The following is a 24,756-nucleotide window of genomic DNA, read 5'->3' on the forward strand; positions in this document are numbered from 1 at the left end:
TCATGACCACTCCAGCCAATGCATCCTCTCGCATCGCCAGTGGCGGCAAGGCGATCTACGGCGCGCCGCTCGGCATTTTGATGCTGGAGGCGCGCTTCCCCCGCATTCCCGGCGATATGGGCAACGGCACGACCTGGCCATTCCCCGTGCTCTATCGCGTGGTGAGCGGGGCCTCGCCGGAGAAGGTGGTGCTGAAGGGTGCCGCCGGCCTGCTGCCGGATTTCATCGAGGCGGCGAAGGATCTGGTGCGGCTCGGGGCCGAAGCCATCACCACCAATTGCGGCTTCCTCTCGCTGTTCCAGAAGGAGATCGCGGCGGCCGTCGGCGTGCCGGTCGCGACCTCGTCGCTGATGCAGGTGCCGTGGGTGCAGGCGACCCTGCCGCCAGGCAAGCGCGTCGGCCTCGTCACCGTGTCGGGCTCGACCCTGACGCCAGCCCATCTCGAAGGCGCCGGCGTGCCGCTCGATACGCCGCTGGTCGGCACCGAGCACGGCAAGGAGTTTTTCCGCGTCCTGATCAAGGCCGAGAAGGACGACATGGACATTGCCCAGGCCGAGCGCGACGTGGTCGAGGCGGGCAAGGAGCTCGTCGCCAAAAACCCCGATGTCGGCGCCATCGTGCTCGAATGCACCAATATGCCACCCTATGCGGCCGCTCTGCAGGCCGAGGTCGGGCGGCCTGTTTATGATATCTATTCGATGATCACATGGTTTCATGCCGGACTGCGCCCGCGTCGGTTTGGCTAGAGGTCAAGAAGCTGCCCATGAACAAACACCTGGAACTCACCTCGGACAGTATCGTCGATCGCGTCTATGAACAGCTCAAGGCGATGGCCGTGAGCTACGAGTTCAAGCCGGGCGAACGGCTCAACGAGGGCGAGCTGGCAAAACGGCTCGGCGTCAGCCGCACGCCGCTGCGCGAAGCGCTCAACCGTCTCAACACCGAAGGTTTCCTGCGCTTCACGCCGGGCAAGGGCTTTTTCTGCCGCGAGCTCGATGCGCACGAGATCTTCGATCTCTACGAGCTGCGCAAGTCGATCGAGGTCGCCGCGGTCCGGCTCGCCGTCAAGCGCGCCAGGGATGAAGACATCGACGCGCTGCTGAAATTCCTCGAAGCTACCGGCCCCGATCCCGGCGAGCGTTCGTCGGTGGAGCTGGTCGAGCTCGACGAGACCTTTCACGAGCGGCTGATGGCAATGTCTGACAATGCCGAGATGCTGCGCGTGCTGCGCAACGTCAACGCCCGCATCCGGTTCGTACGCTGGATCGACATGGATCGGGTCAACCGCTCGAACACGCAGGCCGAGCACCGCGCCGTCGTCGAGGGTCTGAAGGCGCGGGATGAGGGGGCTTGCGTGTCGGTGCTGGAGAAGCATATCGATCGCCGGCTCGATCGTATCACCGCGGCGATCAAGGAAGGCTACGCGCAGATCTACATGCCGGCGTCGGCCAGGTCCGTGGCGAATTGAGGTTCTCTTCACCTCGCCCCGCTTGCGGGGAGAGGTCGGATCGCATCGAAGATGCGATCCGGGTGAGGGGGACTCTCCACGAGTCCAACTGCCAGCGTCGCCGCGGAGACTCCCCCTCACCCCAACCCTCTCCCCGCAAGCGGGGCGAGGGAGCGCACCACCGCTCGCGGCCGCAGCTATACAATCCTTCGATACCTGATCGTGCCAGACGGTCAGAGCCTTCGCACTCGAACATCGCTAGCCTGTTTCCAGAAATTCACGGAGACACGCGGTGCACAGCCCTCAGTCCCATCTCGAACCACACGCAAGCGATGACTGGTCGTCAAAACTCTATCGCGTCCTCAAAGCCGCCGATGTCAGGCAGATGTCCTACGTGCCGGATGCCGGGCACAGCCAGCTCATCCGCCTGTTTTCGGCCGATCGCGATGTCACCTCCAATGTGCTGACCACGGAGGAGGAGGGCATCGCGATTGCCGCGGGCGCCTGGCTCGGCGGCCAGCGCAGCGTGCTGTTGATGCAATCGAGTGGCGTCGGCAATTGCATCAACATGCTGTCGCTGCCTGCGATCGGCCGCTTTCCGCTTCTGATGCTGGTGACGATGCGCGGCGAATGGGCCGAGTTCAATCCCTGGCAGGTGCCGATGAGCCGGGCGACGCAGCCCTCGCTCGAAGCCATCGGCCTGAAGGTGATGCGGGCGGAGTCGGCGGAGGACCTGGTCGAGACCGTCGAATCCGCAGCCGCGCTCGCCTACGAGGCCGACCAGCAGATCGCAGTCCTGATCGGGCAGCGCCTGATCGGCAAGAAGAAGTGGTGACGTCGATGTCCGTTCCCTCGCAGCTCGATCGCCGTGCCGCCGTCGCAGCGCTGCTGAAGAATCGCAAGGATATGCTGGTCATCTCGGGCCTTGGCTCTCCCACCTATGATCTGCATGCGGCCGGTGATCGCGACGACAATTTTTATCTTTGGGGCGCCATGGGCGGCGCCGCGCTGATCGGGCTTGGCCTCGCGCAGGCGCAGCCTTCCAAGCGTGTCCTCGCGCTCACCGGCGATGGCGAGCAGCTCATGGGTCTCGGCGGCATCGCCACGATTGGCGTCGCGCGCCCGCGCAATCTGGACATCGTCGTGATCGACAATCAGCATTTTGGCGAGACCGGGATGCAGGCGAGCCACACCGGCGGCGGCGTCGATCTCACTGCGATCGCCGCAGCCTGCGGCTTTGCCGCGACCGGAACTATGCGAACCATCGAGCAAGTACAGCGCCTCGCTGCGCAAATCGCCGAACCGGCCGATGGCCCGCGGCTTTTTGTCATCAAAGTTCTGGCCGAAAATCCGCCGCGCTCGCTGCCCTCGCGCGATGCCGTCTTTATCAAGAACCGGTTCCGTGCTCATCTCGGGTTTGCGGCGGCCTGATCCGGAGCCCTCTCCGGGATAGCCGCCCCGAGCAGCTATCCTGGAGCGAGCCCCATGAAACTATCCGGCAAGGTCGCCGTCATCACCGGCGCGGCGCGCGGCATCGGTAAGGCCTGCGCAAAGCGGTTCCTCGACGACGGCGTCAAGGTCGTCATCTCCGACGTCGACACCGATGAGCTCGAGAAGACCGTCAACGAGCTGGGCAGGCCGAAGGAGCTTTACGCCGTGCCGTGCCACGTCGCGCGACGCGCAGAGGTCGATCGTGCCGTTGCAACCGCGGTCCGGGAATTCGGCCGGCTCGACATCATGGTCAACAATGCCGGCGTCGCCCGCAACCGGGACATCCTCGAGATATCCGAAGAGGAATTCGACGAAATCATCGGCATCAATTTGAAAGGCGCGTTCTTCGGCGTGCAGGCCGCGGCCAAGCAGATGATCGCGCAGGGTGGCGGTGGGGTCATCATCAACATGTCCTCGGTGAACGCGCTGCTGGCGATCCCGTCGCTGGCGACCTATGCGATGTCCAAGGGCGGCATGAAGCAGCTCACCTCAGTCGCCGCCGTCGCGCTCGCCCCGCACAACATTCGTGTCGTCGCGGTCGGGCCCGGCACGATCTTGACCGATATGGTGGCGTCCTCGATCTACACGTCGGAAGACGCCCGCAAGACCGTGATGTCGCGTACGCCGGCCGGCCGTGGCGGCGAGCCGAGCGAGGTGGCTTCGGTGGTCGCGTTCCTCGCCAGCGACGATGCATCCTACATCACCGGGCAGACGATCTATCCGGATGGCGGGCGGCTGGTCCTGAACTACACGGTGCCGGTGAAAGAGAAGTAGAGCCTCGAGACTTCACTGCGCCGATGTCATGCCGTCGATGAACTGGCGGCGATCGCTGCTTTCTTACCTCTCCCGCTTGCGAGAGCTTTGCATAAAGCACGAGTCTGGGATTCTCTCTGGCTTGAGGGGAAAGGGGCTGGGATGGCATATCGTCAGGTTGGACAACCGAGCTTCGCGGACGCGCTGGTGTCGCGGCGAGGAAAAGGGAGCCCGGTGCTGAGGCGGATTGGCGAACTGGTGGATTGGGAGGCAGTGGAGCGCGTGCTGGGCGGCCTGCCGGAACCGGAGCGGGGCGCGCCGGCCTATCCACGGCTGGTGATGTTCAAGGCGCTGCTGCTGCAGCAATGGTACGGGCTGTCCGATCCGGAGCTTGAAGAGGCGCTTGATGATCGGGCCTCGTTCCGCGATTTCTGCGGCTTTGTGCTGGGCGACGAGACCCCCGACCATGCAACGATCTGGCGCTTCCGGGAGGCTTTGCAGCGGGCCGGCCTGGACGAGACGCTGTTCAGTGAGATCTTGCGCCAGATTGAGGCGCATGGGCTGGTGGTGCGGCGGGGCACGCTGATCGACGCGAGTCTGATTCCGGCGGCGGTGAAGCCGCCGAAGCCGCCAGAGGATCCGCAACCGCCCGGCCCGGACGGCCTGGCGCCGAGCAAACTGGTCAACAGCAAGCGCGATCCTGACGCGCGCTGGACCAAGAAGGGCGGCAAACGATACTTCGGCTACAAGGCACATGTGGGCATCGACCAGGGCTCGGCGATCATCCGCCGCAGCAAGCTGACCGATGCTGCGGTCAACGACACGGTGCCCGCCGACGAGTTGATCTGCGGTGATGAGAAGGCGGTGTATGCCGACCAGGCCTATGACAAGCACGAGCGCCGCAGCGGCCTTCGTGCGCGAGGCATCAAGCCGCGGCTGATGTTCCGCCCCAACAAGCATCATCCGCTGACCGAGCGGCAGAAGCGCTTCAACGACGCTGTGGGAAAGCGGCGCGCGCCGGTCGAGCAGGTCTTCGCCCGCCTCAAGGGCGGCTACCGCTGGGCGCGCGCCCGCTATCTGGGCCTGGCGCGCAACCAGACGCATCTGCGCCTGATCTGCCTCGCCATGAATCTCAAACGATGGGCGGTGCTGTCTGCTGTGGGAGCTGCAGCATGACCGTCGTCGCCCGAAGCCATCCGTCGGCCACCAAAACGCAACCGTTCCATGCCGTGCGCCGTCAGATGCTGCGCAAAAAAAGCCCGGCAGCAGGAACTACCCCCGCACATCCAATTAAGCAAAGCTCTCGCAAGCGGGCGAGGTCGCGCCGTAGGCGCGGGTGAGGGCTCTTTCCTCTGGGGGATTGTCCCGTTGCGGAGACACCCTCCCCCCAACCCTCTCCCGCAAGCGGGAGAGGGGGCGCGCCGCGCAAGCGGCTTCAGCGCCGATCACTCCGCCGCCACCGTCATCCCGTAACCGAGCCGCTTCGAGATCCCGCCGGCGCAATCCCGCAGCGCACGCGCGATCGGGCTGTCCCAGCGTGCATCGAAAGTGCCTTCCGGTCCCATCGCGGTGATGACCAGCGCGACGTGGCTGGAATGGTCGAACACGGGCGCCGAGAACGCATTGACGCCGGGCAGGGGATCGCCGAGCGCGCGGGCGAGGCCGTGCTTGCGGACCTCGGTGAGCATCTCGGCGACCTTGGCGCCCTTCACCGCGCGCTTCGGATTGTAGCCGACGCCGTGACGGTCGAGGCCACTTTCGAGCGCAGCATTGATTGTCTTCTCCGGCAGGAACGCCGCGAAAGCGCGCCCTGTCGCGGTCTCCAGCAGCGCCATCACCGAGCCGGCGCGCATCACGATGTGCACGGGCTGCCCGGGCTCCTCCAGCTGCACCACGGTCGGGCCGTGCGTGCCCCAGACCGCGAGCGAGACGGCGTGGCCGATCTGGCTCGCGAGTGCGGCGATCTTTGGCCGCGCGATGCGAACGCCGGAGAGGCGGCGGAGGCTGATCAGGCCGAGCTCCAATGCCAGCGCGCCGATCTCGTAGCGGCCGGTGGTCTCATCCTGCTCGATCAGTCCGATGCGGGAAAAGCTGGCGAGATAAGGATGCGCCTTGGCCGGCGTCATGCCGGCTTCGCGGGCGAGATCGCGCAGCATCATCGGCTCGCCGCTCCTGGCGAGCGCGCGGAGCAATTCTCCGCCGACCTCGATCGACTGGATGCCGCGGCTTTCTCTCTTCATGCGCCTCCTGGCGTGTGGCTTACGCCGCGTCGCGCTTGGCGGCGCTGTCGGCGAGATGACGGCCGGCAATGTAGCCGAAGGTCAGCGCCGGCCCAAGCGTGATGCCGGCGCCGGGATAATTGCCGCCCATGATGCTCGCCATGTCGTTACCGACGGCATAGAGCCCGGGGATCACCCGGCCCTCGGCATCGAGCGCCCGCGCATTCTCGTCGGTTACGATGCCGGCATAGGTGCCGAGATCGCCGATCACCATCTTGATGGCATAGAACGGGCCGTTCTCGATCGGCGCGACGCAAGGATTGGGGCCATGCAGCGCGTCGCCCTGGTAACGGTTATAGGCTTTTGAGCCCTTGCCGAACGCCGGGTCATGGCCTTGTGGCGCGGTGGCATTGAACTGCTTGACCGTCTCCATGAACGTTTTCGCATCGATGCCGGCCTTCGCCGCCAGCGCCTCCAGCGTGTCGCCGCGCATGAGATAGCCGGTCTCGAGGTGATGACCCAGCGGCATCGGGAACGGCGGCACGCAGCCGAGGCCGTATTTGCGCAGCGTCTTGTGATCGCACACCAGGAACGCGGCAATCTCCTCGCCGGGCTTGGCGGCCTTGATCATGGCCTGGACGAAGTCGTGATAGGAATTGCCTTCGTTGGCAAAGCGCCTGCCGTCGCGCATCACGGCGATCACGCCGGGTTTGGCGCGGTCGATGAAATGCGGCATCACGCCCTTCGAGCCGTTCTTGCGCGTCGTCAGCGACACCGGCACCCAGGCCGCCGCGTTCGGCAGCCGATCCTCGACATGTCCGCCCGCGCTTTCGGCAAGGCGCAGGCCATCGCCGGTATTGCCCGTCGGTCCCGGCGAGAAATGCTCGTTGCCGGTCGGCGCATGCGGGAACATCTTCTTGCGTCGTTCGACATCGTGCGGGAAGCCGCCGCAGGCGAGCACGACGCCCTGGCGAGCGCGAACGCGGACGTCGCGCCCCTCACGGGTGACGATCGCGCCGGTCACCGCGCCGCTCTCAACCGTTAGCTGGCGCACAGGGGAGGACAGCCACATCGGAATCTTGAGATCGAGTGCGGATTTCGCAAGCCGTCCCGCCAGCGCATTGCCGTTGGTCAGCGTCATGCCGCGACCGTAGCGCAGCACGTCCATGAGATGTCGCGACAGGCGCTTTGCCACATACACGGCCGACGTCAGCGACTTCGTCACCCGCATGAAATGGATGATCTCCTTGCCGCTTCCGAGCATCATGCCGAACACGGTGAGCTCGGGCAGGGGCATGCCGAGCGTCTTGATCTGCTCGCCCAGCTCGCGGCCGTCGAACGGGCGCGTCACCATGGAGCGGCCGCCCTGCGCGCCGCCGGGCGCCTCGGCGTGATAGTCCGGGAAGACCAGCGGCATGTCGAAACGCAGCGCAGTCTTGCTGGTGAAGAAGTCCACGGCTTCGGGGCCTGCGCTGAGAAACGCATCGACCCGCGCTGCATCAAAATTGTTCCCGGCTTCGTGCCGCAAGTAAGTGCGCGCCTGCTCCGGCGTCTCCTCGATGCCGTAGGCCTTCGCCAGCGACGTGCCGGGAATCCAGAGCCAGCCGCCGGAGCGGGCGGTGGTGCCGCCGAAGCGCGGCTCCTTGTCGACGATCAGCACGTCGAGGCCGCGATAACGCGCCGTGATTGCGGCCGACATGCCGGAGCAACCTGATCCGGCCACGAGCACGTCGCACTCGTATGTTTCGCTTGCGCCACGCTCGTTGCCGGTCATCTGGGCCTCACTTCTTCAGGAGCGGACATTTGGATTCGGAGACCGGACGGAAGGCGTCCTCGCCCTTCACGGTCTTGACGATCTCCAGATAGTCCCAGGGCTCCTTGGACTGCTCGGGCGACTTCACCCTGGCCAGATACATGTCGCGGATGACGCGGCCATCCTCGCGCAAGCGTCCGCCATGGACGAAGGTATCCTCGATCGGCAGCTCGCGCATTTTCGCCATCACCTTGGCCGGATCGTCGGTGCCGGCGGCCTTGATGCCCTTCAGGTAATGCAGCACCGAGCCGTAGACGCCGGTGTGGATCATGGTCGGCATCACCTTGGTGCGCTCGTAGAATTTCTTCGACCAGGCACGCGTCGCCTCGTCCATGTTCCAGTACGAAGCCGTCGTCATATAGGTGCCCTGCGCGGACTTCAGGCCGATCGCGTGCACGTCGGTGTCGAACATCAAGAGGCCGACGAGCTTCTGGCCGCCCTGGACGAGGCCGAACTCGCCGGACTGCTTGATGGCGTTGTCAGTGTCCTGGCCGGCATTGGCGAAGGCAACAACGTCGGATTTCGAGCTCTGCGCCTGCAACGCGAAGGAGGAGAAGTCGGCGGTGTTGGTCGGATGCTTGACGCCGCCCAGGACCTTGCCGCCCATCTCGTTGATGAAGCGGGTGGCGTCCTTCTCGAGCTGCTGGCCGAAGGCGTAATCAGCGGTGATGAAGTACCAGGACTTGCCACCTTCCTTGATCACGGCGGAGGCCGTCACCTTGGACAGCGCGTAGGTGTCGTAGGTGAAATGGACGGTGTTGGGGCTGCACAGCTCGTCGGTCAGCGAGCTCGCGCCGGGACCGGAGAGCAGTGCGATCTTGTTGCGCTCGCGCACCATGTTGTGCACGGCAATCGCAATGCCGGAATTGGGGATGTCGACGACGGCGTCGACCTTGCCGTTGTCGAACCAGCCGCGCACGATCTGCACCCCGACGTCGGTCTTCATCTGGTGATCGGCGCTGATGATCTCGATCGGCTTGCCGAGCACGGTGGGCCCGAATTCCTCCACCGCCATTTTTGCGGCCTCGACCGATCCCGGCCCGCTGTTGTCGCGGCCCCAGCTCGACAGATCCGTCAGCACGCCGATCCGCACCGCATCGTCGGAGACTTGCGCACGCGCGACTGTGGTCATGGCAGCCGACGTCATGGCCGCGAGCATGGCAAAGGCCAAAAGCCCTCTCATCGTCGTTCCCTCTCTTTTGTGGGCCACTTGGCGCGGCCGGTTATTCTGGCTGCCAATTAGATAATGGCGAATGAATTTGTCAATGGCGAATTGATATCTCTGACGCAGGGCGATTTTTGGCGCTTCCGCATCATGAGAGGACACGCGCGCTTCACATTCGGTGTCATCGCCGGACTTGATCAGGCGATCCAGTAGTCCGGAGACGGTTGAGGTTGAGCCGAGAGGCCGCGGCGTACTGGATTCCCCGCTTTCGCGGGAATGACCAGATACTGAGAATGGGGAAACAAACACGCGGGCAGGTTGCAACCAGCGACGCGATTATCCATGATGCTTCCCGGAATCTTTGGGGCAGGACATGACGGCAGCAACAGGGGCCTCCGCTTCGGCGGAGAGATCGACGACGGCGCATGTGGTCTGGGCGAGCGCGCTCGGCACTGCGATCGAGTGGTATGACTTCCTGATCTACAACACCGCTGCGGCTCTGGTGTTCAGCAAGCTGTTCTTTCCGAACTTCGATCCCTTCGTCGGCACGCTCGCGGCATTCTCGACCTATGCGGTCGGCTTCGTGGCGAGGCCGATCGGCGGCGCGATCATCGGGCATTACGGCGACCGGATCGGCCGCAAGACCATGCTGGTCGCGACCATGATCGCGATGGGGCTCGGCACTTTCCTGATCGGCTGTCTGCCGACCTACAGCCAGGTCGGAATCTGGGCGCCGATCTTCCTCGTCATCCTGCGCTTCATCCAGGGCATCGGGCTCGGTGGCGAGTGGAGCGGCGCAGTGGTGATGGTGATCGAGCACGCCGGCAATCGCCGCGGCTTCTACGGCAGCCTGGTCCAGATCGGCTTTCCCGTCGGCGTCGCGGCATCGACCGGCATTTTTGGTCTGATGACTCAGCTGCCTGAAGCGGATTTCCTGAGCTGGGGCTGGCGCGTGCCGTTCCTGATCAGCATTTTGCTGGTCGGCGTTGGCTTCATCGTGCGGCTCAAGCTCGCGGAGACGCCGCACTTCAAGGAGGTCGTGGAGCGGAAGGAAGTGCTGGCGCAGCCGGTGTGGGAAGTGCTGCGCCGCGACTGGCGCAGCTTTCTGCTCGCGATCGGCATCACGGTGTCCGAGGTCGGTCTTGCTTATCTGCTCACCGTCTTCACGGTGGTCTATGCCACCACAAAGCTCGGCCTGCCGCGGCAGGTGATCCTCAATGCCGTGGTCTATGCCGCGATCGTGGAGTTCGCGACGCTGCCGCTGGCCGGCTGGCTCTCCGACATCTTTGGCCGCAAGGCGCTGTATCTCGCCGGCGGCGTGTTCTCGGTGGCGCTTGCGTTTCCGCTATTCTGGTTCCTCGATACAAAGGAGCCGGCGCTGATCACCTTCGCGCTCGTCGTCACGATGACGCTGACGCACGCGCTGCTGTTCGGGCCCAAGGCCGCCTTCATGCCGGAGCTGTTCCGCACCCAGGTGCGCTACAGCGGCGCCTCGTTGGGGGCCAATGTTGCCGCAGCGATCAGCGGCGGCTTCTCGCCACTGATCGCGACCGCGCTTTTGGCGTGGGCCGGCTCCTACTGGGCGGTGTCGGTCTACATCATCGCGCTGTCGATCGTCACGATCATCGCGACCCTGATGACGCCGGAGACGGCGCGCGATGCGCTGAAATCCTGAAATCACTTAGCGGCACGCGGCCACGTCCCGCATCACCAGGAAGGTGATGCTGGCGGGCGGCAGGCGGATCCGGCCTGCGGGTGCCGCTTGCGGCGCGAGGCGCGGCAGATCATCGCCGTCGGTCAAGGCGAGCGTCGTGCCGTTCAGTTGCACGCGCGCACTCTGGAGGCGGCGCGCCCGGAGCGTGTAGCGGTCGGCGGGCGCCGCCAGCGTCACGGCGTGCGATCCATGTTGCGACGTGTTGATGAGGAGCACGGAGGCCGCGCCTTTCGTCACGGGATGACAATGCGCATAGGCGTGAACGGCCCGCGTCGAGGCCGTGCTCGCCTCGAGCACCGTCGTTCCCATCAGGCGATGCCAGAGCAGCGCGGCCCAGTAGTTCGGCCGTGGCCGAAACGTCTTTTCGTCGAGCAGCCCGTAGTCGCTCGCCGCCAGCGTGTTGTGCATCACCACCTGCACGCCGGCTCTCGCCAGCCGGCCGAGCTGATCGAGATAGCGGAACGTGTCGAGAAAGGTCGCGTCCCAGCGATTGCCGCCGCAGGCGGCATCCGCGGTCTCCGTCAGCCAGATCGGTTTGTCCGGCTCGAATTCGTCGCGCAGTCTGCGGTAGACGGCAAGCGCGGCATCGGTCCGCGAAAACCAGTCCTCGGACAGCGCCAGGGCGGGATTGTCGTGCCCGCCGCAGCGGGGCGAGAGCGTATTGTAGTGGTGATAGGAGACGCGATCGAGTCCCGGGCCCGATGCAGCGAGCAGATCGCGTGTGTTGATGCCGGTGGCCGGGGATGAGGCGGAGTCGCCGACCGAGCCGGGCCCAACGATCAACGTCCCGGGCGACGCGCGCTTCAGCCATGTGCGAAAGATCTTGAAGTCGCGGCCATAGGCATTCGCGTCATAGCCCATTGATGCGCCATTGTTCGCCGCGAGCGTCGGCTCGTTCATGAGTTCAGCCGCAGCGATGCGGCCGCCCAGCGATCGCGTGAAATCGAGGAGACGCTGGGCCCGGTCCGGCGCCCAGGCGCCATCGGCGTCGCGGCTGCCGGGACTGACGGCGAAAGACGTCACGATCTCCGCATTGGCGAAGTGTGCGAAATCGACGACGCCGCGCCATTGTGTGCGACTGAGCACGGTGTTGAAGCCGGCAGGCGGTGCGGCCGGCGTAGTGTCGGTGTCGGCGAAAAACGTCGCATTCGCCCAGGTGCCGCTCACGCGCAAATAGGCCGGCCCGAGCGCTGCGGCGAGCTTGCGCAGGCGCGTGTTGGCGAGATCGATCGGCGGGCGATATGCGTAGCGATCGCCGCGACGCCCTCCTTGCGCATAAGGTTTCCAGAACCGTCCGCCTGTGACCTCCACCATCTCGATGTTGTACGACTGGAAGCGCGCATCGATCGTGCCGATCGCGCTCAGCCCTTTCGGATCGACGATCTCCGCGCCATTGCCGGCTCCCGGCGATATCGCGATGACAAGCAGTGCCATTCCGGCGGCGCGGATGGCGCGTGCAGCCGCGTCTCGCTGCTCCATCCGGTCTCCTGCATGGCGGCTGCCCTGTCTTGTCATATGACTGATCCTAGCGCCGCATTCTCATGATGCGCTGCGATATCGATGCTAAAGACGTTGCTCGAGGATGCCTGATCCTCTATCGGTCGGTCCGGCACAAATAACCGTCCCAGGGAGCAAAAGACGTGAAAAAGACCTCCTCACCGACGCGACGCGATCTGCTCGCAAGCGCCGCCTTGGTGACTGCAGCCACGATCGCCGAAGCCGCTCCGGCCGCTGCGCAGGCCGGGCCGAAGCCGATCTTCCCGGTGCCGATGGTGACGATCCCGATCGTCGGCGAGACGAGTGTGTTCCAGGTTCGCCGCATCTACTGCATCGGCCGCAACTATGCCGCCCATGCGATCGAGCGCGGCTCCGATCCGAACCGCGAGCCGCCGTTCTTCTTCCAGAAGCCGACCGACGCGATCCAGAACGTCGCGATCGGCGAGGTCGCCGATCATCCCTATCCGTCGCTGACCAAGAACTATCACCACGAGGTCGAGCTAGTCGCCGCGCTGAAATCCGGCGGCACCAATATCCCGGCCGACAAGGCGCTCGACCATGTCTATGGCTACGCGCTCGGCCTCGACATGACTCGGCGCGACCTGCAGAACGGCATGGCCGCGGAGAAGAAGCCTTGGGAGATCGGCAAGAGCTTCGACCACGCCGCGGTGCTCGGCCCGATCCACCCGGCCAGCAAGACCGGCCATTTCGACAAGGGCGCCATTTCGCTCGCCGTCAACGGCACCGTGAGGCAGAGCTCGGATCTCAGCAAAATGATCTGGAGCGTCGCCGAGCAGATCGCAAAGCTCTCGGAAGCGTTCGAGCTCAAGGCCGGCGACATCATCTATTCCGGCACGCCGGAGAATGTCGGCGCCGTCGTGAAGGGCGACGTGCTTCTGTGCAAGCTCGAGGGCCTGCCGGACATGTCGATCAAGATCGTCTGACTCTTCGCCTCTCCCCGCTTGCGGGGAGAGGCCGGAATTTGCGAGTGCAAATTCCGGGTGAGGAGGACTCTCCGCGCGTCCGACTGCAGGACGTCGGCGGCCTGGCGAACGATCATGGCAGGGCTTTGCGTCCTGCTTCTTAAGTTTGGCCGAGGATCTTCTTCGCGGCGCGAAGATGCGGCCTGTCGATCATCTGGCCGTCGAGCCGCAGCGTGCCGGAATTCGGATTTGTCGCGAATGCCGCGATGACTTTCTCCGCCCAGTTGCGTTCGGCGTCGGTCGGCTCGAACGCCGCGTTGACGATCTCGACATGCTTGGGATGGATCAGCGCCTTCGCCGAGAACCCGTCGCGGCGCGCTGCGCGTGTCTCCTGCTCGAGCCCGGCCAAATTGTCGATGTCAGTGTAAACGGTGTCGATCGGCGCGACCTCGGCTGCTGCCGCCGCCATCAGGCAGAGATCGCGTGCGAGACGATAGGGGCTGTGGAACACGCCGCCGCTCGCTTTCTCGGTAGCGCCGAGCGAGGCCGAGAGATCTTCCGCGCCCCACATCAGGCCGGCGAGGCGAGGCGAGCAGCCGTTGTAGCTGCCGAGGCCGAAGATCGAGCTTGCGGTTTCGGTCGCGACGCAGACGATGCGCGTCGCGCCGATCGTGATGCCGTTCGCAGCCTCCAGGGCTTCGAGCCAGGCCCCGACCTGCCGCACGTCGTCGCCGCCTTGCGATTTCGGCAGCACGATGCCGTCGGGCTTGCCCGGCATCACCGCGGCAAGATCGGCGAGCGTCATGCCGGTGTCGAGCGCGTTGACGCGGACATAGAGCTGGTGCGGACCGGGACGGCTCTTCAGCATCGCCAGGGTCAGGGTGCGCGCCTCCGGCTTCTTCTCGACGACGACGGAATCCTCGAGGTCGATGATCAGCGCATCGGCCTTGCCCTCGCTCGCCTTCTCGAATTTGCGCGGGGAATCGCCCGGCACGAACAGCATGGATCGCATCAGACCGGCCTCTTGTGCATCATCGCCATGCGGCGGCATTTGCCGACGATCTCGTCATTCTGGTTCAGAGCATGATGCTCGAACTCGACGATCCCGGCTTTGGGCCGCGATTTGGAGTCCCGCACCGAGAGCACCTTTGTCGTCGCCCGCAACGTATCGCCATGGAAGACAGGCTTTGGAAAGGTGACGTCCGTCATGCCGAGATTGGCGACGGTGGTGCCCAGGGTCGTATCATAGACCGTCATGCCGATCATGATGCCGAGGGTGTAAAGGCTGTTGAAAATGCGCTGGCCGAACTCGGTCTTTTCGGCGAAATGCGCGTCGATATGCAGCGGCTGCGGGTTCAGCGTCAGCAGGCTGAACATGGTGTTATCCATCTCCGTGACGGTCCGGCTCAGCGGATGCCTGAACTCCTGGCCCACGGAAAAGTCTTCGAAATAAAGTCCGGCCATCGCGGTTTCCTCCCTGCGAAATAACAGCGCGCGCATGCCTCGCGCCGCATGACCCTATGCATGGTAGACACACTTGATAGGCAAATTCACGTATCTGCACGCGATTTTTCGAGCTAAAGAACGCGGACGAGGCACGTCAGGGCGCAGCAAGCGGCCACGGCCTTGGGGGAACGCGAATAGAAGGGAGATGGCGCGGCCGCGGCTCCCAAGGAGGGAGATCAAGACCATGGATTTCGCGCTCACCGACCAGCAGGAAGCCATTCGCGACGCCATCGCCAAGATCTGCGAAGGCTTTCCCGACGCTTACTGGCTGAAGAAGGATCACGACGGCGGCTTCCCCCACGATTTTCATAAAGCACTTGCCGATGCCGGCTGGCTCGGCATCTGCGTGCCGGAAGAATATGGCGGCTCCGGGCTCGGCATCACCGAAGCTGCGATCATGATGCGCACCATCGCGGAGTCAGGCGCTGGCATGTCGGGCGCCTCCGCGGTGCACATCAACGTGTTCGGGCTCAATCCCGTGGTCGTGTTCGGCACCGAAGAGCAGCGCAAGCGCATGCTGCCGCCGATGGTCGAGGGCCGCGAGAAGGCGTGCTTCGCCGTCACCGAGCCCAACACCGGCCTCAACACCACGCAGCTCAAGACCCGCGCCGTCGCCAAGAACGACCGCTACATCGTCAACGGCCAGAAGGTCTGGATCTCGACCGCGCAGGTCGCACACAAGATCCTGCTCTTGGCGCGCACGACGCCGCTGGAAGAGGTGCGCTCGCCGACCCACGGTCTCAGCCTGTTCTACACCGACTTCGACCGCAACAAGATCAAGGTCCATGAGATCGAGAAAATGGGCCGCAAGATCGTCGATTCCAACGAGCTGTTCTTCGAGGATTTTGAGATCCCGATGGAGGACCGTATCGGCGAAGAGGGCAAGGGTTTTCAGTACATCCTCGAAGGCATGAACCCCGAGCGCATCCTGATCGCGGCGGAAGCCGTCGGTCTCGGCAAGCTGGCGCTGTCGCGCGCGACCGAATACGCCAAGACGCGCGTGGTGTTCAACCGTCCGATCGGCAAGAATCAAGGCATCCAGCACCCCCTCGCGGTGAACTGGGTCGAGCTCGAGGCAGCCTGGCTGATGGTGATGTCGGCGGCATGGCAATACGACAAGGGTATGCCCTGCGGCGCGGCGGCCAATGCCGCCAAATATCTCGCGGGCGAAGCCGGCTTTTCGGCCTGCGAGCAGGCCGTGATGACCCATGGCGGCTTCGGTTACGCCAAGGAATTCCATGTCGAGCGCTACTTGCGCGAAGTGCTGATCCCGCGCATCGCGCCGGTCAGCCCCCAGCTCGCTCTAAGCTTCATCGCGGAAAAAGTGCTCGGGCTCGCCAAGTCGTACTAGGCGGGTCGTCCCGACCGAGACGGTGACGACGCCCGCGTGGCGCGCTAGCTCAGTTCATCATCGCCAGCGTCGGGCGCTGGTTCTCGCCGCCCCCAATGATGGCAGGGATGTCCGTCGCCTCGCCGGCGATCATGTGCGACATGCTCCAGAACAGGCGGGCGAGGCGGGAGAACACCAGCCGTTCGCGCTCGGCGGGAACGGTGCCGTCCGGGATCGTCACCGTCTCGAGGCCAACCACTTTCTTGAAGTCGGGCCACATCGTCATTGACTGCGCGATCACCGAGTAGCAGCGCGGATCGTCCTCGCTTTCGTCGGGCGCCGGCGGCAGGCCTGGATATTGAGTGGGTGCGGCGTAGAATTTGTAGGCGCCGCAGCCGAGCTGGAGCAGGAACTTTTCGGAGACGGCGACATCGGCGGCAAACGACACCAGGCGCGCCTCGCTCAACACGTCCGGATCGATCGCGCTGAGGTCCGATGCGCGCAGCGCCGAGCAGAAGGCGAGGTCGCGATTGTGCTCGCGGAGCAGGTTGGCCAGCGGCTGCTGCTGTTGCAGGGTGTCAGTGAGCAGGATGATGGTCTTGAGCATCGTGTGATGTCCGTCAGGGCAAGAGATGGCGTGCGGTCGTGACCGCCTCGTCGGCGGCATGGGCTGCGAAGAAATCGTTGGCGATGCGCTGCCCCGGCGCGATCTCCAGGATGCGGTAGCGCGCAAGCGCCGCAGCGTCGCGCGCGGGACCGATGTCATCCTGCCAGGCGCAGAGCGTCAGTTCGAGCCGGCCGTATCCGCCGCAATCGGCGGCATAGGCGCCGGTCACGGCTTCCACCGTCGCGGCGACCGCGCCGGCATCGCTGGCGGAAACATCGCGCAGGATCACGGCGATGCCATTGCCGGCCTCGACCTTCGAGGTCATCACCATGAAGGCATCGCGGGGGCCGGTGCGTCCGGCGCGGCGGGCCGCGCGCGCGATGCCGGCGAAGCCATGATCTGGGCCGAGGTCCAGTGTTGTGGTCTGCGCGTTGTGCAGGATCGTGGCGCGCATCGCGCCAAGGTCCCCCTTCAGCGCGTGATAGGACCGCGGCAGCCACACGGTGTCGAGCGGCACCTGCGAGGAGGTCAGGCTCCAGGCCTGGTCGAGCAGGTAGCCCTCCCAGATCGCAGGAAACGACGCGGCAAGCTGCTGCCAGGTGCGGAGCAGCATTTCGGCGCGGGCGGTGCGGCCGAGATAGAGCGTGCGCGCCGACATCTCCCAGCGATTCCATTTGTGCAGGGCGACGTCGCAGCCAAGGAAGGACGGCAGCAGCGGCGCTTCGCGCAAGATCGCACCGGCCTCGACGAACAGCAGCGGCTCGCGATATTTGTTCCACATCCGCAGCAAGAACTCGGTCTTCTCGAAGCAGAGAACGCGATCGTCGAGCTGCGTGTCGATCGGCTCGATATGGCAGCCAAGGTCAAAGCGCTCGAGCGAGTGCCGCAGGGCGAAAGCCGCGGTCGCATCGCCGCCGCGTGGATAGCAGGAAACGATCCGCGGCCGGACCGTGGACGCATCAGCAGCGGTGAGGAATTTCGACCAGCCGATGCCGCCCCACCACAGCTCGTGCGGGCCGTCCGCGCCGCAGGGGCCGACGGTGCCGAACTCGGTCAGCTTGGACTTGAGGAAATCGAAGCCGGGATTCTCGCTGGTGGGAATGACGACGGCACAGCCGGGCGTGAGCGCGCGGTAGAACAGCTCGGCCGCGGCGCCGCTCGGCGGCTCCTTCAGGATGATGACGCCGCTGCGCCGGCCCTCGCCGGCGCCGTCGAGCCTCAGTGCGCCGTACTGGCCCACCAGCCAGTCCAGGCGATCGCGCTGGGCCCGGCCGAGCCTGATGCCGCCGAATTGCAGCAGCCGATCAAGGTTTTCGTGCGTCCCGTCCGTCAAGCCCATGCCCCCTCGTGCCAACCCTTCGACTTCAACGGTCGGGACGGCGCGATCAGGCGCGCTATTTGAGGCTGGAGCCGAGCGGCGTGATTGCCACGCAATAGATCGCGATGTCCTTCGTCATCGAGGCGACCGGGATCAGCACGCAGCCGTCCGCGCTCTCGGCGCGATAATGGTCGCCATTCCGCTGTATCCCGGCATAGACCAGGCTTTCAGCCGTGATGCCGATCACCTCCTGGCTCTCGGCGGCGTCGCGGACGTCGTCCGCGGTCTGGAGGGTCACGCCATGCAGCAGGCCTTCGGCGGCAAACCTCGGCAGCGGCAGCGCGATCATGGCGATGCCCATTGCGCGCGAGACCGGAATGCGCACGCGCAATTCACCGAGACCGGTGCGATGGACGGTCACCGTCTCCAGCGTTGCTTCGCCGCCGGCGCGGAACAACCCAACCTGAACCGGACCGGAGGGGCTCTCCCCAAAAACGTCGGCCGGCAGGCGGTTGGCGCCGAACAGCGCATAGAGATAGGCGTAGGAGGGCGACAGGCACGCAAAGCTGCCCGCAAGCCACATCGGCGGCGCGGTCGAGGTGCAGGCAGCCGAGAGGCCCCGCGCGACGATCTGCCGGCGGATGAAATCGCCGTCTAGCATCGGCGCCAGCGCATGGGTGCCGAGATTGACGTCGTGCTTCAATCCGCCGAGCAGGGCCAGCTCGTCCTCGTCGGGCAGCAGCAGCAGGCGCGCCAGCGTCGCCGCGCACCAGCGCGCGGCGGTTTCGGCTGCGGCGTAGGGGGCGAGGCGGAGGTCGAGCGCAACGGCTTCGGCACCGTCTGCAAAGGCGAGGGCGCCGGCCTGGATCTCGGCCGCCAGTGCGACCTGGCTTTCGGGGCGCGGATTGATCTCGCGCAGCACCCGGCCGCCGTCATAGTCGCGCACCGACCCGTCGGCCGAGCAGCAGATCTGCTCCAGCAGTGCGACGTTGCGGATCAGCATGCGCTTGACGTGAGGCGTGACCACGAGGTCGGAGACGAACCCTGCCGCGCTGTCCTGCTCGGCGATGTCACCGAAGGCGTCGTCGAGCGAGATCAGGTAGGCGCCATGCAGGCGGATCTTGATGCCTTCGATGTCGAAGATGCGGCGCAGGGCCTTCTGCACGCTGCCGGAGTAGCCGAGATCGGCGAGCACGAGGTCGGTACAGTGGTCGAAGCTGGGGATGGTATGGCGGAAGTAGGCGAGCAGCCGGGCCCGCAGGCCTGCAGCAAGCTCGACGATTTCGGTCGCATCCATCAGGCCGGGAAGCGCGTCGGCGAGCTCTTCACCGGACGCGATGCCGTCGGAAAAGCCGGCAAAGAACGCCGCGACCTTCGGCGGCATGATCTTCACCATGTCGCGGAAGGCCGGAGCGTCGATTTTCAGGATCTTGCTGAGGAGATCGACGAGCGGTTGCATCGTGTCAGCGGAGGCGATCAGGCTGACGCGGCGATTGACCTCGATATAGGCCGCCGTCCCCCCGTGCAGGTCCTGCCAGATCCGGTGCGATAGAAAGCCGTCGCGGCCGAGAAAACCGAGCGCGGCCGTCCGGCCGGGACCTGCCACCTCTTCGCAGCGCCTTGCCACGAAAGCGTCAAAGGCCGCCATCACTGGGCCGAGGACGGTCAGGCCCAGGTGGAAGGCGGGAGATCTTTCGGCGCTGCGCGCGGCGACCATGCGTCGCAAGGTGCGCGTGCCGTGGTCGAGCCGTGATGGCCCGCCCGTGCACAACAGCTCGAACAGTGCGGTCTCGCGCTGAAATTTGGAAGCGAGCCAAGCCGCGGCCTGCGGATAGTAGCGTGGCCGAATGCCGTGGCGCTTCGCCCCCTTGACGTCGGCCTTGTCATTGTCGCCGATATGAAAGGAGGCGCTGGCGTCGATGCCCTCGTTGGCCAGGTACGTTGCGAACAGCGTCTCGCTCTTGCTGCTGCCGTGATCGCAGGACGCGTAGAGGAAGTCCCAGGTCAGGCCGGGATGGCAAGCGCGCAGCAGCCGCGCCAGCCGGCCCGAATCCCAATAGGTGTCGGAGATGAATCCGACACGGTGACCAGCGTGCTTCATGTCCACATATTGCCGAAGCATGTCCGGATTGGCGCGGCAGAGCTCGAGCTCGGCGGCGAACTCCGATTCGACGAGGTCGTTCAGATCGCGGCGCGCGAGGCCGAACAGGTTGAACGGAAAGAACGAATAGATTTCCTCGATATGCACTTCGCTTCCGCCGCGTTTCTCCTTCGCGGTTCGGCGTGCACGCGATTCGGCCTGGATTCGATGCTGAACGAAACTCGCGGAAACATTCGGACAAGTTCTTGAAATGCCGGAAAGCCCGTAAGTCCTTTCAAATACGCCGTCTGGCGTCGTGCACGCGCGAAGCAGAAACGTATCGAAAACATCGAACGACCAAGCAGAAACAATTTGCGCGCGGCGCTCCAGCGCGGCCATTGCGATCGTCATGCTGCAATTCCCCATCCACCAGCACGATTAACGTGCGCATGCGCGAGGTCAGGCGCCACATCAGCGAAAAAAGTTCACGCGCGATTCAAAATCGCGTTCGTCGCGACTGACAGATTCAAAAAAATCGCTAGGTTCGAAAAAGGTGATTCGGAAAAAATTGCCGGGTGCGGAAGTCGTCTTGCGTTCATTCACACCCGGAAACAATCGCGGCTTCACGCGCGTCGTGCGCGGCGCGCTCGATCACCTAGTGCCGCGTAATGTCAGCGTTTTCTCTCAACGACATCTATTCAGGATGGATGATCCGCCATGGCGCGAGACGATGTGATGACTGCGGATGTGAGGTGCGGGATGATCGCGCAGTCGGCAATTATTGCCCGATACTCGGCAAAATCGACCGGCTAACATCTTGAAAAACAACAAAAATTCTCCGCCTGGATCGTTTTGGTGCCGCGTTCAACGCCTGGAAGCCGTGTGGCATGTGTGCCGCCGGCATTGCGGGTTGGAGATTGCGGGATGAGTTACGCTGCTGATGTCATGGCTCCCGCCGCGGCCGAGATTGCGACGACAGCGCCGGCCGAAATCGCCGTGCCGATGATGCCGTCGGCGCCGCTCGCGCCGGACAGCGCGCCTGGTGCCGCCGAAATCGTCTTCGATGAAGACAGCGAACTCCTCGACAGGCTCGCTGCCAACGACGAGGCGGCGTTCCGAATTCTGGTCGAGCGTCATATCGACCGCGCCTATGCGATCGCGCTGCGCATCGTCGGCAATGCGGCGGACGCCGAAGACGTGGTGCAGGACACCATGCTCAAGATCTGGAGCCATCGCGGCCGCTGGCAGCACGGCCGCGCCAAGTTCTCGACCTGGCTCTACCGCGTCATCTCCAACCGCTGCATCGACCTGCGCCGCAAGCCGCGCAACGAGAATGTCGAGACCGTACCCGAGCTCGCCGACGGCCAGCCCGGCGCCGTCGAGATCATCGAGCGCAACGAGCTGAATGACATGCTGGAGCTCGCCATGCAGCGCCTGCCCGAGCAGCAGCGCATCGCGGTGATCTTCTCGTACCACGAGAACATGAGCAACGGCGAGATCGCCCAGGTGATGGACACCACGGTGGCGGCGGTCGAGTCGCTGCTCAAGCGCGGCCGCCAGCAGCTGCGCCAGCTGCTGCGCAAGCACGAGCGCGACATCCGCACCGCGTTTACCGACTGCTAACCATAAAATCTCCCTCGCGAAAATTTTCGCGCCTGATCTTCTTGCGCTCCGCCGTTTGAGCGAACGGACGGGGCTGCGGTCTGCGTCGTCAATCGTCTCAACGATGCGGCACGCCATGCCCATCAGCACAGGAGCTTCCAATGCCTGCAATCAACACCAACACCGCCGCGAACTCCGCGGTCCGCTACCTCAACATCAACTCCGCGCAGGAGAGCAGCTCGCTCGCGAAGCTGTCGAGCGGCTCGCGCATCACCTCGGCCTCCGACGACGCCGCGGGCCTCGCGATCTCGACCCGCATCTCCTCGGACGTCACCACGCTGCAGCAGGCCGCGACCAATGCCTCGCAGGCGACCGCGATCCTCCAGACCGCCGACGGCGGCGCCTCGAACATCTCCGACATCCTGGCGCGCATGAAGTCGCTGGCCTCCGAATCCGCCTCGGGCACCACGACCGACTCCAGCCGCGCCTACATCAACTCGGAATTCTCCCAGCTCACCAGCGAAATCGATTCGATCTCGACCGGCACGCGTTATTCCAGCCAGAGCCTTCTGGACGGCACGAGCGTGTTCTCCTCGGGCGTGTCCGTGCTGGTCGGCTCCTCCGGCTCCGACACCATCACCATCACGCTGGCCAGCCTGACGTCGTCGTCGCTCGGCGTCTCCTCGCTCGATGTCAGCACGCTGTCGGACGCGACCTCGGCGCTGACCGCGCTCGATACCGCGATCGACACCGTCTCGGCCGCCCGCGCCAGCATCGGCGCGCAGGAATCCCGGTTCAACTTCTCGTCCGACTCGATCTCGACCCAGACCCAGAACCTGCAGTCCGCGAACTCGGCGATCAAGGACGTCGACATCGCGTCCGAACAGGCCAAGCTGTCCTCCGCCGAAGTGAAGACCCAGGCCGCGGTGTCGGCCGAATCAGCGGCGAACCAGATGCCGCAGTACCTGCTCAAGCTCCTCGGCTAAGGCGGGAGGCGCAAACCACCGTCATGCCGGGCCGGCTTGATGCCGGCCCGGTTCTCCCGGGGATGGAGCGGCCACCTCAGTGACCAGCGTCAGTTCGAGCACCAGCAGCACGTCGACCACGAGCTCATCGAGCGCTTCCTCGGTGACCACGACCGGGACCAGCACGTCGACCAGCGTCGACTGGAGCGCGCTGATCACCGCGGCGGTGAACGCCAAGCTTGTCCAGGCGACCACGATCTCGACCACGATCACCGCCAACGAGGCCAAGATCTCGGCCTACCAGACCCTGCAGACCGATCTTTCGACGCTGTCGAGCGGGCTGTCTTCACTCGCGACTTCCGTCGTCAATTCGTTGGCGACCAACGTCTTCGCCACCCGTGCGGCGACGCTCAGCTCGACCGGCGACGTGAGCGCGTCCTCCGCGCTATCCATGTCGGTCAGCAACGGCGCGGCGACTGGCGACCACACGCTGACGATCAGCCAGATCGCGACAGCGCACAAAGTGCTCGGCACCTCGCAGTCGAGCCAGACCAGCGAGCTCGGCTATTCCGGCACCTTCTCGATCGGCCTCGAGGGCGGGACCACGTCCGACATCACCATCGACAGCACGATGTCGCTCCAGGACATCGTCGACAGCATCAACGCCCAGACCTCGAGCACCAATGTCCAGGCCTCGATCGTCCAGGTGTCGAGCGGGTCATATGAAATGGTGCTGACCGGGACCGAGGACGCCGCCGACATCACCTATTCCAGCACGTCCGGCGACGATATCCTCAACAAGCTCGGGGTGACCGACACTACCGGCACCTTCGCTGACGTGCTCCAGACCTCGCAGGTCGCCGAGTTCACCCTCGACGGCATTTCGATGACGCGGGATACCAACGACATCACCGACGTGCTCACCGGCGTGACGTTCAACCTGCTCCAGGCGACGCCCGACGGGGCGACCGTGGACATCAGCATCGAGCCCGACACCAGCCAGATCGAGACGGCGGTCGAGACCTTCGTCACCAATTACAACACCTTTCGCGATGCGGTCATCGCGCAGCAGGCGACCGGCTCGGACGGCACGGCGGATTCGAGCGCGGTGCTGTTCGGCGACGGCACCATGCGCGACATCATGGACGCGCTGCAGAACGCGCTCAACAGCACGGTGGGCGGGCTCACCATGGCCGACCTCGGCCTCTCCTTCAACGAGAAGAACGAGCTCGAGCTCGACACCTCGACCTTGTCCGAGATCCTCAGCACCAATCTGAGCGGCGTCACGACGTTGCTGTCGGCGCAGACCAAGACCTCGTCGAGCCAGCTCACCGTCGTCAACACCGGAACCTCGCCGCAGTCCTTCACGCTCGATCTCACGGTGGATTCCGACGGCAATCTCTCCTCGGCCTCGGTCGGCGGCGATGCGTCGCTGTTCACGGTCAGCGGCACCACGATCATCGGCGTTGCCGGAACGGCCTATGCCGGCATGGCCTTCACTTACTCGGGCTCGACGTCGCAGTCGATCACGGTGACCTCGACCTCCGGCATCGCCACCCAGCTCTACCAGATTTCCAAGAACTACTCGTCGAGCTCGGGCGCGTTGCAGACGTTGATCACCAACCTCACGGATCGTGACGACAAGCTCCAGCAGAAGGTGGACGACATCGAGAGCGCCGCCTCCGCCTATCAGACACAGCTCCAGACCCAATACGCAAGCTACCAGGCCGCGATCGAGAGCGCCAACAACACGCTCACCTATCTCAAGGCCCTGCTCAACTCCAGCTCGAGTGATTGATCATGCATAATCCGATGGCGTACATGGCCAACCAGGCCTATCGGGGAGCCGCGACCAGCGTGCCGCCGCTTAAGGCGATTTCGATGCTGCTCGGCGGCGCGATCACCTTCCTCCAGAAGTCGCTGACGGCGCAGGAAGCGCGCCGCTTCGAGGAGGGGCACGAGTATCTGATGAAAGCGACCGCGATCCTGCGCGGGCTCAGCCACAATCTGGATTTCACCAAAGGCGGCGCGGTGGCGGAGCGGCTGTTCCAGACCTATAACGCACTGATCCTGGCGAGCCTCAAGGCGTTCGGCCGCCCGCATGCGCGCGAGAGTTTTGGACGCATCACCGCCGGGCTGACCGAGCTGAAGGAGGCCTGGGAGCAGGTCGACGCGACGGCGCGGGGCGCCAAGGCCGCGCCGGCCGATTCGGCCCGCAAGGGCTGAAGGGCGCCGGCTCGCTCATCCGCAGCGCGCTCGCAATCAAGACGCCTGCCGTTTCGGCGCTTTCCGTAGTGCTCCGGGCGGTTTTGGCGCGCGAAGCCGC

23 protein-coding genes are annotated in these 24,756 nt (G+C 64.8%); 13 read left to right on the forward strand and 10 right to left on the reverse strand.

Going from position 1 to position 24,756, the window contains the following annotated elements; genetic code table 11:
- Nucleotides 1-2: 2 nt before the first annotated feature.
- The 6 genes from JJB99_RS09575 (at nt 3) to JJB99_RS09600 (ending at nt 4,867) form a co-directional block, all read left to right on the forward strand.
- On the forward strand, nt 3-746 hold the full coding sequence (locus JJB99_RS09575; RefSeq protein WP_200498527.1) for an aspartate/glutamate racemase family protein: 744 nt from the start codon (nt 3-5) through the stop codon (nt 744-746).
- 17 nt (nt 747-763) lie between these two features.
- Nucleotides 764-1,468 (forward strand): GntR family transcriptional regulator, encoded by a 705-nt coding sequence (locus JJB99_RS09580; protein ID WP_200498528.1) that lies wholly within the window; start codon nt 764-766, stop codon nt 1,466-1,468.
- A 271-nt stretch (nt 1,469-1,739) separates the two neighbouring features.
- Nucleotides 1,740-2,282 carry a thiamine pyrophosphate-binding protein gene (locus JJB99_RS09585; RefSeq protein WP_200498529.1) on the forward strand — a complete coding sequence of 181 codons (543 nt, stop codon included), beginning with the start codon at nt 1,740-1,742 and terminating at the stop codon, nt 2,280-2,282.
- A gap of 5 nt (nt 2,283-2,287) precedes the next feature.
- Nucleotides 2,288-2,878, forward strand: a complete 591-nt coding sequence (locus tag JJB99_RS09590) for a thiamine pyrophosphate-dependent enzyme (protein WP_200498530.1) — start codon at nt 2,288-2,290, stop codon at nt 2,876-2,878.
- A gap of 54 nt (nt 2,879-2,932) precedes the next feature.
- Entirely contained in the window at nt 2,933-3,712 is a 780-nt protein-coding gene (locus tag JJB99_RS09595; protein WP_200498531.1) for an SDR family NAD(P)-dependent oxidoreductase, read from the forward strand.
- Nucleotides 3,713-3,853: 141 nt separating this feature from the next.
- Nucleotides 3,854-4,867, forward strand: coding sequence for an IS5 family transposase (locus JJB99_RS09600; RefSeq protein WP_200498373.1), 1,014 nt, complete (start codon nt 3,854-3,856; stop codon nt 4,865-4,867).
- A gap of 269 nt (nt 4,868-5,136) precedes the next feature.
- On the opposite strand, the gene JJB99_RS09605 is transcribed toward JJB99_RS09600, so the two are convergent.
- The 3 genes from JJB99_RS09605 to JJB99_RS09615 are packed head-to-tail and all read right to left on the reverse strand — an operon-like array spanning nt 5,137 to nt 8,906.
- Entirely contained in the window at nt 5,137-5,931 is a 795-nt protein-coding gene (locus tag JJB99_RS09605) for an IclR family transcriptional regulator (protein WP_200498532.1), read from the reverse strand.
- Nucleotides 5,932-5,950: 19 nt separating this feature from the next.
- Nucleotides 5,951-7,684 carry an FAD-dependent oxidoreductase gene (locus JJB99_RS09610; RefSeq protein WP_200498533.1) on the reverse strand — a complete coding sequence of 578 codons (1,734 nt, stop codon included), beginning with the start codon at nt 7,682-7,684 and terminating at the stop codon, nt 5,951-5,953.
- 7 nt (nt 7,685-7,691) lie between these two features.
- Nucleotides 7,692-8,906, reverse strand: coding sequence for an ABC transporter substrate-binding protein (locus JJB99_RS09615; RefSeq protein WP_200498534.1), 1,215 nt, complete (start codon nt 8,904-8,906; stop codon nt 7,692-7,694).
- Between the two features lie 355 nt (nt 8,907-9,261).
- Between JJB99_RS09615 and JJB99_RS09620 the strand changes: the two genes are divergently transcribed.
- Complete coding sequence (locus JJB99_RS09620) at nt 9,262-10,563, forward strand: MFS transporter (protein WP_200498535.1); 1,302 nt, start codon at nt 9,262-9,264, stop codon at nt 10,561-10,563.
- Nucleotides 10,564-10,569: 6 nt separating this feature from the next.
- Here JJB99_RS09620 and JJB99_RS09625 read toward each other — a convergent pair whose 3' ends face one another.
- Nucleotides 10,570-12,081 (reverse strand): hypothetical protein, encoded by a 1,512-nt coding sequence (locus tag JJB99_RS09625; protein ID WP_246775191.1) that lies wholly within the window; start codon nt 12,079-12,081, stop codon nt 10,570-10,572.
- Between the two features lie 161 nt (nt 12,082-12,242).
- Between JJB99_RS09625 and JJB99_RS09630 the strand changes: the two genes are divergently transcribed.
- A complete protein-coding gene (locus JJB99_RS09630; RefSeq protein WP_200498536.1) occupies nt 12,243-13,043 on the forward strand; it encodes a fumarylacetoacetate hydrolase family protein in 801 nt (266 codons plus the stop codon).
- A gap of 139 nt (nt 13,044-13,182) precedes the next feature.
- On the opposite strand, the gene JJB99_RS09635 is transcribed toward JJB99_RS09630, so the two are convergent.
- Both JJB99_RS09635 and JJB99_RS09640 read right to left on the reverse strand, forming a co-directional pair.
- Nucleotides 13,183-14,034, reverse strand: a complete 852-nt coding sequence (locus JJB99_RS09635) for an HpcH/HpaI aldolase/citrate lyase family protein (protein ID WP_200498537.1) — start codon at nt 14,032-14,034, stop codon at nt 13,183-13,185.
- Nucleotides 14,034-14,486, reverse strand: a complete 453-nt coding sequence (locus tag JJB99_RS09640; protein WP_200498538.1) for a MaoC family dehydratase — start codon at nt 14,484-14,486, stop codon at nt 14,034-14,036. The genes JJB99_RS09635 and JJB99_RS09640 overlap by 1 nt, the downstream gene beginning before the upstream one ends.
- A 226-nt stretch (nt 14,487-14,712) precedes the next feature.
- Between JJB99_RS09640 and JJB99_RS09645 the strand changes: the two genes are divergently transcribed.
- The gene (locus JJB99_RS09645) at nt 14,713-15,879 is read left to right on the forward strand and encodes an acyl-CoA dehydrogenase family protein (RefSeq protein WP_200498539.1); all 1,167 of its coding nucleotides are present in this window, start codon (nt 14,713-14,715) and stop codon (nt 15,877-15,879) included.
- Between the two features lie 49 nt (nt 15,880-15,928).
- On the opposite strand, the gene JJB99_RS09650 is transcribed toward JJB99_RS09645, so the two are convergent.
- The 3 genes from JJB99_RS09650 to JJB99_RS09660 form a co-directional block, all read right to left on the reverse strand.
- A complete protein-coding gene (locus tag JJB99_RS09650) occupies nt 15,929-16,465 on the reverse strand; it encodes a hypothetical protein (protein ID WP_200498540.1) in 537 nt (178 codons plus the stop codon).
- A 13-nt stretch (nt 16,466-16,478) separates the two neighbouring features.
- Nucleotides 16,479-17,798 (reverse strand): hypothetical protein, encoded by a 1,320-nt coding sequence (locus JJB99_RS09655; protein ID WP_200500097.1) that lies wholly within the window; start codon nt 17,796-17,798, stop codon nt 16,479-16,481.
- Between the two features lie 61 nt (nt 17,799-17,859).
- Nucleotides 17,860-20,274 (reverse strand): hypothetical protein, encoded by a 2,415-nt coding sequence (locus JJB99_RS09660; RefSeq protein ID WP_200498541.1) that lies wholly within the window; start codon nt 20,272-20,274, stop codon nt 17,860-17,862.
- Between the two features lie 513 nt (nt 20,275-20,787).
- Here JJB99_RS09660 and JJB99_RS09665 point away from each other — a divergent pair.
- Nucleotides 20,788-21,486 (forward strand): RNA polymerase sigma factor, encoded by a 699-nt coding sequence (locus JJB99_RS09665; protein WP_200498542.1) that lies wholly within the window; start codon nt 20,788-20,790, stop codon nt 21,484-21,486.
- Nucleotides 21,487-21,626: 140 nt separating this feature from the next.
- Nucleotides 21,627-22,451 carry a flagellin gene (locus JJB99_RS09670; protein WP_200498543.1) on the forward strand — a complete coding sequence of 275 codons (825 nt, stop codon included), beginning with the start codon at nt 21,627-21,629 and terminating at the stop codon, nt 22,449-22,451.
- Nucleotides 22,452-22,472: 21 nt separating this feature from the next.
- Here JJB99_RS09670 and JJB99_RS36165 read toward each other — a convergent pair whose 3' ends face one another.
- A complete protein-coding gene (locus JJB99_RS36165) occupies nt 22,473-22,667 on the reverse strand; it encodes a hypothetical protein (RefSeq protein WP_246775366.1) in 195 nt (64 codons plus the stop codon).
- Between JJB99_RS36165 and fliD the strand changes: the two genes are divergently transcribed.
- Complete coding sequence (fliD, locus tag JJB99_RS09675) at nt 22,594-24,228, forward strand: flagellar filament capping protein FliD (protein ID WP_246775192.1); 1,635 nt, start codon at nt 22,594-22,596, stop codon at nt 24,226-24,228. The genes JJB99_RS36165 and fliD overlap by 74 nt on opposite strands.
- A 2-nt stretch (nt 24,229-24,230) precedes the next feature.
- Nucleotides 24,231-24,656 (forward strand): flagellar export chaperone FliS, encoded by a 426-nt coding sequence (gene fliS / locus JJB99_RS09680; RefSeq protein WP_200498545.1) that lies wholly within the window; start codon nt 24,231-24,233, stop codon nt 24,654-24,656.
- Nucleotides 24,657-24,756: the final 100 nt, after the last annotated feature.

The sequence above is a fragment of the Bradyrhizobium diazoefficiens genome (assembly GCF_016616235.1).
Lineage (GTDB): Bacteria > Pseudomonadota > Alphaproteobacteria > Rhizobiales > Xanthobacteraceae > Bradyrhizobium > Bradyrhizobium diazoefficiens_H.

What these genes read in the sequence shown, in the direction of transcription:
- JJB99_RS09575 (WP_200498527.1), top strand. Translation starts at nt 3, where the DNA reads ATGACCACTCCAGCCAATGCATCCTCTCGCATCGCCAGTGGCGGCAAG.
- JJB99_RS09580 (WP_200498528.1), top strand. Translation starts at nt 764, where the DNA reads ATGAACAAACACCTGGAACTCACCTCGGACAGTATCGTCGATCGCGTC.
- JJB99_RS09590 (WP_200498530.1), top strand. Translation starts at nt 2,288, where the DNA reads ATGTCCGTTCCCTCGCAGCTCGATCGCCGTGCCGCCGTCGCAGCGCTG.
- JJB99_RS09595 (WP_200498531.1), top strand. Translation starts at nt 2,933, where the DNA reads ATGAAACTATCCGGCAAGGTCGCCGTCATCACCGGCGCGGCGCGCGGC.
- JJB99_RS09600 (WP_200498373.1), top strand. Translation starts at nt 3,854, where the DNA reads ATGGCATATCGTCAGGTTGGACAACCGAGCTTCGCGGACGCGCTGGTG.
- JJB99_RS09605 (WP_200498532.1), bottom strand. Translation starts at nt 5,931, where the DNA reads ATGAAGAGAGAAAGCCGCGGCATCCAGTCGATCGAGGTCGGCGGAGAA.
- JJB99_RS09610 (WP_200498533.1), bottom strand. Translation starts at nt 7,684, where the DNA reads ATGACCGGCAACGAGCGTGGCGCAAGCGAAACATACGAGTGCGACGTG.
- JJB99_RS09615 (WP_200498534.1), bottom strand. Translation starts at nt 8,906, where the DNA reads ATGAGAGGGCTTTTGGCCTTTGCCATGCTCGCGGCCATGACGTCGGCT.
- JJB99_RS09620 (WP_200498535.1), top strand. Translation starts at nt 9,262, where the DNA reads ATGACGGCAGCAACAGGGGCCTCCGCTTCGGCGGAGAGATCGACGACG.
- JJB99_RS09625 (WP_246775191.1), bottom strand. Translation starts at nt 12,081, where the DNA reads ATGGAGCAGCGAGACGCGGCTGCACGCGCCATCCGCGCCGCCGGAATG.
- JJB99_RS09635 (WP_200498537.1), bottom strand. Translation starts at nt 14,034, where the DNA reads ATGCGATCCATGCTGTTCGTGCCGGGCGATTCCCCGCGCAAATTCGAG.
- JJB99_RS09640 (WP_200498538.1), bottom strand. Translation starts at nt 14,486, where the DNA reads ATGGCCGGACTTTATTTCGAAGACTTTTCCGTGGGCCAGGAGTTCAGG.
- JJB99_RS09645 (WP_200498539.1), top strand. Translation starts at nt 14,713, where the DNA reads ATGGATTTCGCGCTCACCGACCAGCAGGAAGCCATTCGCGACGCCATC.
- JJB99_RS09650 (WP_200498540.1), bottom strand. Translation starts at nt 16,465, where the DNA reads ATGCTCAAGACCATCATCCTGCTCACTGACACCCTGCAACAGCAGCAG.
- JJB99_RS09660 (WP_200498541.1), bottom strand. Translation starts at nt 20,274, where the DNA reads ATGACGATCGCAATGGCCGCGCTGGAGCGCCGCGCGCAAATTGTTTCT.
- JJB99_RS09665 (WP_200498542.1), top strand. Translation starts at nt 20,788, where the DNA reads ATGAGTTACGCTGCTGATGTCATGGCTCCCGCCGCGGCCGAGATTGCG.
- JJB99_RS09670 (WP_200498543.1), top strand. Translation starts at nt 21,627, where the DNA reads ATGCCTGCAATCAACACCAACACCGCCGCGAACTCCGCGGTCCGCTAC.
- fliS (WP_200498545.1), top strand. Translation starts at nt 24,231, where the DNA reads ATGCATAATCCGATGGCGTACATGGCCAACCAGGCCTATCGGGGAGCC.